Here is a 10,192-nt window from a genome sequence, read left to right as displayed (position 1 = left end):
CAGGACCTGATCGAAGGTGACCTCGCTGTCAGCCTCAGCGTTCAGCTTCTCGACGTAAACCACGTCGCCAACCTTCACGCTGTACTGCTTGCCACCGGTCTTGATAACTGCGTACATACGGATAACCTCTTTCAATAAGTCTCGCTGGACAGTAGGGCGTTGCGGCAAAACCGCACACTTTTCGGGCCCATACCAAGCGGCTATAAAACTATAGCACAAACCTTTCGGCTTGTCAAGGATTTTTTGGCAAAACATGGCCGTTGCATCGTGTTTTACACACCTGCTGCCCGGCGCGCCGCCTCCACCGTGTTGAGCATAAGCATCGCCCGGGTCATGGGCCCTACGCCACCGGGAACCGGCGTGATCCAAGACGCTTTCTCGGCTGCCGCTTCAAAATCCACATCGCCGTGCAGTTTCCCGTCGGCGCCGCGGTTGATACCCACGTCAATGACTACCGCCCCCCGCTTGACCATCTCTCCGGTGACAAAGCCCGCACGGCCCACCGCCGCCACCAGAATATCGGCCGAGGCGCAGAGTTCCTGCAAGTTTTCGGTCTTGGAGTGGCAGATCGTCACGGTAGCGTTCTTGGCCAACAGCAGCATAGCCGCCGGCTTGCCCACAATGTTGGACCGCCCAATGACCACGGCGTGTTTGCCCGCCATTTGGGTACCGGTGGATTCGATCATGCGGATGCAGCCTGCCGGAGTACAGGGCAGATAGCAGGGTTCCCCAATCTGCATACGGCCCACGTTGACCGGCGAAAACCCATCCACGTCTTTTTCGGGGGGGATCGCTTCGATGATCGCCTTTTCGTCGATCTGGGGCGGCAAAGGTAGCTGTACCAGAATGCCATGAACCGCCGGGTCCTGCGCCAACTTCTGCACCTGCGCCAGCAATTCTGCCTGCGTGGTGGTTTCGGGCAGACGAACGCTGCGGCTTTGGATGCCGCACTGGGCGCAGTCGTTGATCTTACCCCGCACATAGACCTGACTGGCAGGGTCCTCCCCTACCAGCACCACGGCCAAACAAGGGGTGATGCCCTGTGCCTGCAAAGCTGCCACCTGCTCGGCGGCGTCCTTCTTTACCGCGGCAGCCAACGCCTTGCCATCAATGAGGTTTGCTTTCATCCCTTACTCCCCCTTCGTTTCTTCTGCGACGGACTGCTCCTTCGCAGGCTCTTTTTCCGGTTCGGGGTCCGCCGGTGCGGCCGTTTCTTCTGCGGCATGCTCTGTTTCAAACGCCGGAGAAGCCTCCGCCTGTTCCGGTTCGGGGTCTTCCAGTTCTTCGATGTCCATTGCATCCAGATCCAACGCCGCCAACCGCGCGTTCATCGCGTTGGTAGCGGCCAAAAACTCTCCGTGGGATGCACTGGCCACCAGCGCATCCACCGTAAAGCGGTCCCCGGCTTGCTCCTGCTTGTGGATATCCTGCACAGCCAACGCAACCATCAGCGGTTTACCCTTAGCCCGGCGCACCCCTGCCACCAGCAGCAAAAAGGCCACAAATGCCGAAAGGATTGCCACCAGTTGGCTGGCCCGCAGACCGGTATTGCCGATGAGCAGCGAGTCGGTACGCAGCCCTTCGATCCAGCCGCGGCCGAGCCCGTACCAGATGGCATACAGCAAGAAAATCTGGCCGTGGAACTTGCGGTGTTTGACATACAAAGCCAGAACCACAAACCCGATCAAACACCAAAGACTTTCATACAAAAAGGTAGGATGTACCGGCATGCTGGGGTCCACCGTCACACCGGCGGGCAGCGTGACCTGCACCGATTGCAGGTAGGCTTCGGTCCCTTCGCTGTACATACCCCAAGGCAGCGTCGTGTTGGTGCCGAAGGCTTCCTGATTGACAAAGTTGCCCCAACGGCCGATGCCCTGCCCGATCAAAAAGCCCAACGCGACCAGATCGAAGAGCGGCAGCAGCGGCACCTTGCGCCATTTAGCGGCTAAGCCGCCAAAAACAAACGCGCCGATGACCGCACCATAGATGGCGATGCCGCCCAAACGAATGTCCACCATTTCCCACAGACTTTGGTACTCAAACGGTGCCATTGCCACATAATAAATCCGGGCACAAACGATGGCCATAACCGTACCGATCGCCACTACATCCACCAGACGATCCGAGTCAATGCCGAAATCCACTGCATAGTGGAACGCGTACAGCAGTGCCAGCAGCATTCCCACAGCGATGATTACACCGTACCAGTAGATGTTGAACCCACCGATGGACAACGCCACCCGGTTGATGGTAAAATCCAGCCCCAGTCCCGGGAATTGAACATGGTATACCATAGTTACCCTTCCTCGATTCCTTGTTGATTTTGCTTTCTTGCCAGCGTGTTATTGCGGATCAATTTGCACGTAGGCACGGTTTTCTTCCCGCAGCGCCGTTTTCATCAGCGCGTTGGCATCTTCCACCGTCAATTCCGCCAGTGCTGCGATCTCATCCGCCAGCGTGCGGCCTTTCAGGCAAGCGGCTGCCGCTTCCTCGGCTGCGTCGTCCACCGTTTCCACATCGCCCAGCAGTTCCCCGTACATCTGGTTCTTGACCAACAGGAAAACTTCGGGGTCAATGCCTTCGGTGCGCAGACGCTCGATTTCCTGCTGCAGCATTGCCGCCACTTCCCGGGGCGTATCGCTCTCTCCGGTAAAGGCCACCGCACAGGCCCCCCGCACCGCGATAAAGTCGCCGGAAAATTCTGGATTGACCAGCGCCTCATCGTACAACTTGCGGTAGAGCTTGGTAAGTCCACCAACTACCAAGTCGCCCAACATATCCAGCAGCAGTTCTCGCTTCAGATCTCCCTGCGCCAAAGGCGGTTCCCGGTAGGCCACCCCGAAGCAAGGTTTGTTCACCGGCATGGTAAAGGTAGCTCCCTTGCGGGGGATGGGACCTTCCTCCACCGGAATATCCCATTTCACCTCATGGGTGGTCCGGGCACGGTAAAGGCCGTTGCGTTTGCAGGCTTCCACGGCTTGTTCCAACGTGATCTTGCCTGCCACCGACAGCACCATATTGGAAGGCGCATAAAATGCCTTGGTGCAGTTGTAGAGCATCTGGGGCGTCAGCGTTGCGATGCTGTCTGTGGTACCGGCGATGTCATCCCGCAAAGGATGATCCGTGTACAGGCAGCGGAACAGCGCGTTAAGCAACCGCCAGTCGGGGCTATCGTCATACATTTTTATTTCCTGCCCGATGATCCCCTGTTCTTTAGCGATGGTTGCCTTGGTAAACCAAGGCTTACCCACCAACCCCAACAGAATATCCAGATTTTCGTCGATCTTTTGGGTTGCGGAGAAGATGTAGCAGGTACGGTCATAACTGGTGAAGGCGTTGGCCGAAGCGCCCGTCTTCGCATAAAAACTGAACGAATCCCCTTTGGGTGTTTCGCACATCTTGTGCTCCAAAAAATGGGCCGTGCCCGCCGGAAGAGAAACCGGCTTGCCATCCAGTACAAACTGGCGGTGGATAGACCCGAAAGCGGTAGCATAGATGGCATGAACACTGCTATACCCCGGCATGGTACGGCATAAGACCGTCAACCCGCTGGGAAGCACCACCCGCTGGCATCCCACCGCAGACGCCGCCCGGGCCTGCGCGGCAGAGAACTGCGCCTGTTGTTCCTTATTGGACATCTTCGGCACCTCCTTTGCCCTGTGTACCGGGTTTGGCGGTAACCGCATAACAAACCGAATAGTGGTACCCTTGCAGTGCTTGCCGCACTTCGTCCAGTGTAACGGCGCTGGTCAGCACCTTACCGTACTGGGGCGGATAAAGGGGCTCACCCCGGGTGATCTGACCGTAGTACCAGTTTTCCAGTGCGGCCAGACTGTCCCCCAGCGCATCCATACTGGAAAGCAGCCCCCGACGGCAGTCATCCACTTCTTCCTGCGTGATGGGGCCGTTTTTAAGGGCCTCCCACTCCGCCAGAATAGCCTCCTCGGCCTGCTGTTCTTTCCCGGGCTCCACACCGGAATCGATCATCATAACACCGGTCGCCCGCTGGGCCGCCGAGCCGCAGTAGTAGCACAGCGATTGTTTTTCCCGCACGTTGCGGAACAAACGGCTGGTGGCAGAACCGCCCAGCACGCTCATAGCCACCCGCAGAATGCTGACGCTGGGCGGGTTGGGATTGTCCCCCGCCGTGAACAGCATGCAAAGTTTGGCTTGCGTCAGGCCGGGGATCTCCTCGGCAAAATGCCGCACCGTTGTCGGCGGCATGCCCATGGGTGCCGCAAACGGCTGCGGCGTGCGAGGATGATTTTGCAGTTTTTGCAAGAGCAGGTCAGCCACCCGCGCCTCATCAGCCCCCTGCACCATAACATCGATGGTGGCGTTGGCCAAGATGCGGTCATACTCCGCCTTCAAGCTGGCGGGCGTCACATGGACCAGCTCCCCGGGATAGCCGCCCAGCTCGATCCCCGCCGGGGAATCCCCAAAAAATTTGCGCCGGGCCTGCCGCACACAGTAGAGTCGCTTGGAATTGAACTCAGCTTCCAAACGGCGCGCCTGTGTCTCGGTTTCGATGCGCACAGCCTCCGCGTCAAACACGCCGTCCACCAGATACGGGTCAAAGATGGTCCCAAACACAATATCGGCATAGGCGTCGGTAAGGTTTTCGCCGTTAAGGGCATAGACATCCTTAATACCGCAGATATCTGCCGAGAGAATGCGGTCCGTTCCCGCATTGGCAAGGTCTACCCCCAGATCGGCGCCATAGAGTTCCGCCAACCGACGGGAGAGGGCGGTCATATCCGGGCAGGCTGCATAGCCGCGTTCCAGCACAAGAGCCAGCACGGCGGCATCGGTAGCGGACTCCCGCCGGGCGGGAAAACGCAGATGGATCGTGATGCGGCAGCGATTGAATTTAGCAGCGTCCAGCGTGGTGATAAACACCCCGGGCGCGAGTTGTTTGCGTTCCAAATCAGTATTCCTTTCCAACAAATAGATAGGAGTATTATACCGCTTGGGCCCGTAAAAGTAAACCAACCCTATAAAAAACTTGGGCCGGCTGGGTTTTCATGCAAAAAAGTGCATCTTTTCTCAAAAAAAGCATTGACGCCGGTGGGGGTTGCCGCGGTATTATAGATAGTATTGGAGGGAAAAAGGATCCGCAGGTCTTGCCGGGTACCAAAACATCCGCGCCCGCTGTACGGGCAAGACCGAGGACAAATACATGGAAAGAAACTTAACCACCGGCAGTGTACTGCGCAACGTACTGTACTTTTCACTGCCCTATCTATTATCGTACTTTTTGCAGACACTCTACGGAATGGCCGACCTATTCATCATCGGTCAATTTGAAGGAGCCGCCAGTACCACCGCCGTATCGGTGGGCAGTCAGGTCATGCATATGCTGACCGTGATGATCGTGGGGCTGGCTATGGGCGCCACCGTCAACATTGGACGTGCCATCGGCGCCGGAGAGCACAAACAAGTTTCTGCTGTCGTCGGCAACACCATATCGCTCTTCATGGTGGTTTCCGTGGCGCTGATGGCGCTTCTGCTTGCGCTGGTGCAACCCATTGTGTCCATCATGTCCACACCGGAGGAAGCCGTGGCCGGCACCACCGCCTACCTGACCATCTGCTTCATCGGCATCCCCTGCATCACCGCTTACAACATCATCAGTTCCATCTTCCGGGGGCTGGGCGACTCCAAAAGCCCCATGTATTTCATTGCCGTGGCTTGCGTTGCCAACATCGGGCTGGACTACCTGTTCATCGGTATGCTGGGAATGGGCCCCGCCGGCGCCGCACTGGGAACCACCTTGTCGCAGGCCTTCAGCGTTGTGGTGTCACTGGCTGTCATTGCAAGAGGCAATACCGGCATCCGGCTGCACCGCGCCGATCTCAAACCCAAACGCTCGGTGCTGCGCCGGATTCTCAAAATCGGATTGCCGGTTGCCTTTCAAGACGGCTTTATTCAAATTTCTTTCATCTTCATCACGGTCATCGCCAACCGTCGAGGACTTAACGACGCCGCCGCGGTGGGCATTGTGGAAAAGATCATCAGCTTTTTGTTCTTGGTTCCCTCTTCCATGCTGTCCACCGTATCTGCGCTTGGCTCCCAGAATATCGGCGCCGGCAAGCACGACCGTGCGGCCCAAACGTTGCGCTATGCGATTCTGATTGCCGCCGGATTTGGGTTGTGCATCAGCATTGTAATGCAATGGATTGCCGAACCGGTGGTGGGACTTTTTACCACCGACGCAGTCGTGATCCTTGCCGGCGGACAATATATCCGAGGTTATATCTGGGATTGTCTGTTTGCGGGCATCCATTTTAGTTTCAACGGCTTCTTCTGTGCTTACGGGCGCTCCGAAATCTCCTTCCTGCACAACATTATCACCATCGTGCTGCTGCGGGTGCCCGGGGCCTACCTAATGTCGGTTTGGTTCCCGCAGACACTTTTCCCCATGGGTCTGGCCACCGTGGCCGGTTCGATTCTGTCGGCAGCGATCTGTGTAACCGCTTACCTATGGCTAAAACGAAAAGGCTGTTTCGACCGCGTACCGGCTTGATCTGCTTTTTCCTACACAATACACAACAAAGCCCCCGCGCACCGCAGTGCGCGGGGGCTTACCCTTTCCCCTCTATGTGGTCCGGAACCCTTAGTTGATAAAGGCGTCGTGGATCGCAGCCACAGCCTTGTCAGCATCTTCCTTGTCGATGATGACGCTGATCTTAATTTCACTGGTAGAAATCATCTTGATATTGATATTCTGGTTGAACAGCGCCTCAAACATGGTGGACGCCACACCGGAATGGCTCTGCATGCCAGCACCCACGATAGAAACCTTGGCACTATTCTTATCGACGCTGATCTCTCCAGCGCCAAAGCGAGAAGCAGCACTGTTCAGCGCGGCAACCGCAGACTCGGCGTCGCTGAGGGGGACCGTGAAGCTCAGATCCTTCTTACCCTCACTGCCGGAGCTCTGCAAAATGATGTCTACATTGATGTTCTTCTGGGCCAGCAGGCTGAACACCTTGAAGGACATGCCCGGCACATCCGGAACATTCTTGATAGAAATAACGGCGACATCATTATCCTTCGCCACACCTTTGATCAGCATACCTTCCACGTTGGTTTCCTCCTTCACAACGGTGCCGGGCACCGGATTGATGCTGGAGATGACTTCCAGCTCGACGTTATACTTTTTCGCCAGTTCGACGCTGCGGTTGTTGAGCACCTGTGCGCCCAGCGAAGCCAGTTCCAGCATCTCATCGAACGTGATTTCTTTCAATTTGGTCGCTTTGGGAATCTTACGGGGGTCAGCGGTATACACGCCTTCCACGTCAGTAAAGATCTGGCAACGGTCTGCATGCAGCGCCGCCGCCAACGCTACCGCCGAGGTATCGCTGCCGCCGCGTCCCAACGTAGTGATGTCGTCCGAACGGTTCAGGCCTTGGAAGCCTGCCACAACCACCACGCGGTTACGAGCCAGTTCGCTTTCCACACGCTCGGTATCCAGCCGCTTGATGCGCGCCTTAGAGTAGGCACGGTCGGTGTTGAAGCCTGCCTGCCAACCGGTCAAGCTGATGGCCGAAACACCCAATTCCTGCAGTGCCATGGTCAGCAGCGCAATAGAAATCTGCTCGCCGGTAGCCAGCAGCATATCCATCTCACGATGCGACGGGTCCGAGGTAATCTCGGCCGCCTTCGCGATGAGGTCGTCCGTGGTATCGCCCTGTGCGGACACAACCACCACCACATCGTTGCCGGCGTTGCGCGTATTCATAACAATGCGCGCAACGTTAAAGATGCGGCTGCGGTCCTTGACCGACGTGCCGCCGAATTTTTGCACGATCAAACCCATAGGTATCCTGTTCCTCCTCTATTTCTACACGCACGCTTTACTGGACCACCGCGCCGACATTGTCTGCCAGCAGACGATGCACCGTAAAGTGGCGGAGCAACTCACTCTGGGGCAGCGCCGCCGCTGCCCGATCAAAAAATGCCGTGTCTTCCTTATGGACCACCGCCATGATGGTGGGGCCAGCACCGGAAATGTACACCGCCAAGGCCCCCAGATCCAGCGCCAACTCGAACACTTCATCGCCGCCCTGAATCAAAGGCAGACGGTACTGTTGATGGAGCGAATCCTTGGTCGCTACGCCCAGCAAGCCATAATCACCATCGCAGAACGCCGCGGTGGCCAGTGCCGCTCGGGACAGATTGTACACGGCGTCCTTATGGCTGACCATCTGTGGCAGCGCCGCCCGCGCTTTAGCGGTAAGCAGCCGGAAATCCGGAACAAAGGCGGCAAAAGCCAATTCAGGATCGATGTCCTTTTTGACGCTGTATACCTGCCCTTCGTCGATGACGCTGGTCACAAAACCGCCCAGCATCGCCGGCGCCACGTTGTCGGGGTGTCCTTCAATCGCGGTAGCCAGCGTAAGCATCTGCCGTTTGGTCAGCTTATCCCCCAACAGCGCATTAGCCCCCAGAATGCCCGCCACAATGCAGGCGGAACTGGAGCCCAGTCCCCGGGCCATGGGGATATCGTTGCGCTGGGTAATGCGCAATCCCCGCAGCGGAATGCCCAACTGGTCATACACAACTCTGGCCGAACGGTACACCAGATTGTTGGATCCCGCCGGCACATGCGTGCCGTCCAAAGAGGAGATCTGAATACCGTCGCACTCCTCAAAGGTAAAGACATTGTGCATCGAAACTGCCAAGCCCAGCGAGTCGAAGCCGGCGCCCACATTGGCACTGGTAGCCGGAACGCTTACTTGTATCATATGAGAGGCCCCTCTCTTTCGTGAATCTTGGATTATTCCGCCAACTGCTTGAGCGCGAGGGCCACTTCTCCGCCCAGTACGCCGATCTTACTGCGAATTTCTTCAATCTGCGCAGCAGTTGCCCGCTCGATGCAGTAGGCGGCCTCACCGTTTTCTTCCAGCACCACGCTGCCGGGGCCCGCTACGCTGGGCAGCAGTGCCGCTGCGACACCGCGCACCCGGATGTACCAAGCATAAGTTCCGCGGTCCTGCACCAGTCCTTCCTGCCGAGGTGCCGGTTTCCAGAAAAGGCTGTCATGAATTTTAGAGCCTTCTTTCAAGGCGTCGATCACATCCGCTACCACCGCGCTGGCCGTGGGCAGCTTGCCGGCGCCCTTCCCGTAGAAAACCACGTCGCCCAGCATGTCGCCCTGCATGAGCACCGCATTGAAAACATCGTCCACACCGGCCAACTGGTTGGCGTAAGGCACCAACATGGGCTCTACCCCTACGGCCATCTGCCCCTCTTTGCCTTCATCATACCAAGCAATGAGCTTGATGGCGCAATCCAACTTTTCCGCCGCCTTCACATCGGTAACGGTGATTTCGCGGATGCCTCGGGTGGGAATATTATCCGGGTAAATGTGGTGCCCGCAGGCAAGACTGGCCAAAATGGCGATCTTGCGGCAGGCATCCCGGCCATCTACGTCGTCGCCGGGGTCCTTGGTTTCCGCGTAACCCAACTGCTGTGCGATTTTCAGCGCCTGCTCAAAGCTCATGTTCTCCCGCTTCATCTTGGTGAGCATGAAGTTGGTGGTACCGTTGACGATTCCTTGAATGCGGCTGATATGATTGGCCGCCAGACATTGATGCATCGGCGTAATGATGGGCGTACCGCCGCCCACGCTGGCCTCGAACAAGAAAGCCACGCCGTGTTCCCGGGCCAGCGCCAGCAATTCGGCGCCGTAGGTAGCCACCATCTCTTTATTGGAGGTACAAACACTGCGGCCGCTTTCCAGACATTGCCGCACATACGGGTAGGCAAACTTCGTGCCGCCGATGGTTTCCACCACCACTTTCACCTCAGGGTCCTGCAGGATGGTGTCAAGGGACTTGGTGAAAAGCGCGGCATCCGGCGAATCGGAAAAATCCCGCACATCCAAGATATATTTAACTTCCACCGGCTCGCCGGCGCGGCGGGCAATGGAGGCCGCGTTGCGGCGACAGACTTCCAGCACGCCGCTGCCGACGGTGCCGAAGCCCATAATTGCGATTTTTGCCATGGATTGTTCCCCCTTACTTTTTCCGGTACACGGCCAACCTCTTTGCCGTACCCATTGGATCGGCTGTCACTTAGACCCCGCGGTGGATCTCCACCACACAGGGCTGATGCGAAAGCCGCGTCAGCATTTCTTCCACCGGCATCTGCATCATGCCGGTGCGCACCGTCACTTCCACCT

9 protein-coding genes are annotated in these 10,192 nt (G+C 57.4%); 1 reads left to right on the top strand and 8 read right to left on the bottom strand.

Features of this window, described 5'->3' with window-relative positions:
- From Q0526_RS02675 to Q0526_RS02655, 5 genes are all read right to left on the bottom strand, one after another.
- Positions 1-117, bottom strand: a 117-nt coding sequence (locus Q0526_RS02675; RefSeq protein WP_298730604.1) for a bL21 family ribosomal protein, incomplete at its 3' end; no start/stop codon positions are given.
- A 155-nt stretch (positions 118-272) separates the two neighbouring features.
- Positions 273-1,127 carry a bifunctional methylenetetrahydrofolate dehydrogenase/methenyltetrahydrofolate cyclohydrolase FolD gene (gene folD / locus Q0526_RS02670; protein WP_298730603.1) on the bottom strand — a complete coding sequence of 285 codons (855 nt, stop codon included), beginning with the start codon at positions 1,125-1,127 and terminating at the stop codon, positions 273-275.
- A 3-nt stretch (positions 1,128-1,130) separates the two neighbouring features.
- Positions 1,131-2,297, bottom strand: coding sequence for a prolipoprotein diacylglyceryl transferase (gene lgt / locus Q0526_RS02665; protein WP_298730602.1), 1,167 nt, complete (start codon positions 2,295-2,297; stop codon positions 1,131-1,133).
- A gap of 48 nt (positions 2,298-2,345) precedes the next feature.
- Positions 2,346-3,641, bottom strand: coding sequence for a pitrilysin family protein (locus Q0526_RS02660; protein ID WP_298730601.1), 1,296 nt, complete (start codon positions 3,639-3,641; stop codon positions 2,346-2,348).
- Positions 3,631-4,929, bottom strand: coding sequence for an insulinase family protein (locus tag Q0526_RS02655; RefSeq protein ID WP_298730599.1), 1,299 nt, complete (start codon positions 4,927-4,929; stop codon positions 3,631-3,633). The genes Q0526_RS02660 and Q0526_RS02655 overlap by 11 nt, the downstream gene beginning before the upstream one ends.
- Before the next feature lie 253 nt (positions 4,930-5,182).
- Here Q0526_RS02655 and Q0526_RS02650 point away from each other — a divergent pair, with 253 nt between their 5' ends.
- A complete protein-coding gene (locus Q0526_RS02650; RefSeq protein ID WP_298730597.1) occupies positions 5,183-6,529 on the top strand; it encodes an MATE family efflux transporter in 1,347 nt (448 codons plus the stop codon).
- Between the two features lie 90 nt (positions 6,530-6,619).
- Here the strand turns inward: Q0526_RS02650 and Q0526_RS02645 are convergent, their stop codons facing one another.
- The 3 genes from Q0526_RS02645 to Q0526_RS02635 are packed head-to-tail and all read right to left on the bottom strand — an operon-like array spanning position 6,620 to position 10,015.
- Positions 6,620-7,825, bottom strand: a complete 1,206-nt coding sequence (locus Q0526_RS02645) for an aspartate kinase (protein WP_298730596.1) — start codon at positions 7,823-7,825, stop codon at positions 6,620-6,622.
- A gap of 37 nt (positions 7,826-7,862) precedes the next feature.
- Complete coding sequence (thrB, locus tag Q0526_RS02640; RefSeq protein ID WP_298730595.1) at positions 7,863-8,753, bottom strand: homoserine kinase; 891 nt, start codon at positions 8,751-8,753, stop codon at positions 7,863-7,865.
- 32 nt (positions 8,754-8,785) lie between these two features.
- Positions 8,786-10,015, bottom strand: a complete 1,230-nt coding sequence (locus Q0526_RS02635; protein WP_298730593.1) for a homoserine dehydrogenase — start codon at positions 10,013-10,015, stop codon at positions 8,786-8,788.
- Between the last annotated feature and the right edge of the window lie 177 nt (positions 10,016-10,192).

The organism is uncultured Subdoligranulum sp. (assembly GCF_937890665.1).
The sequence above is the reverse complement of the archived record's forward strand: the minus strand, read 5'-3'. Positions and strand labels throughout refer to the sequence as shown.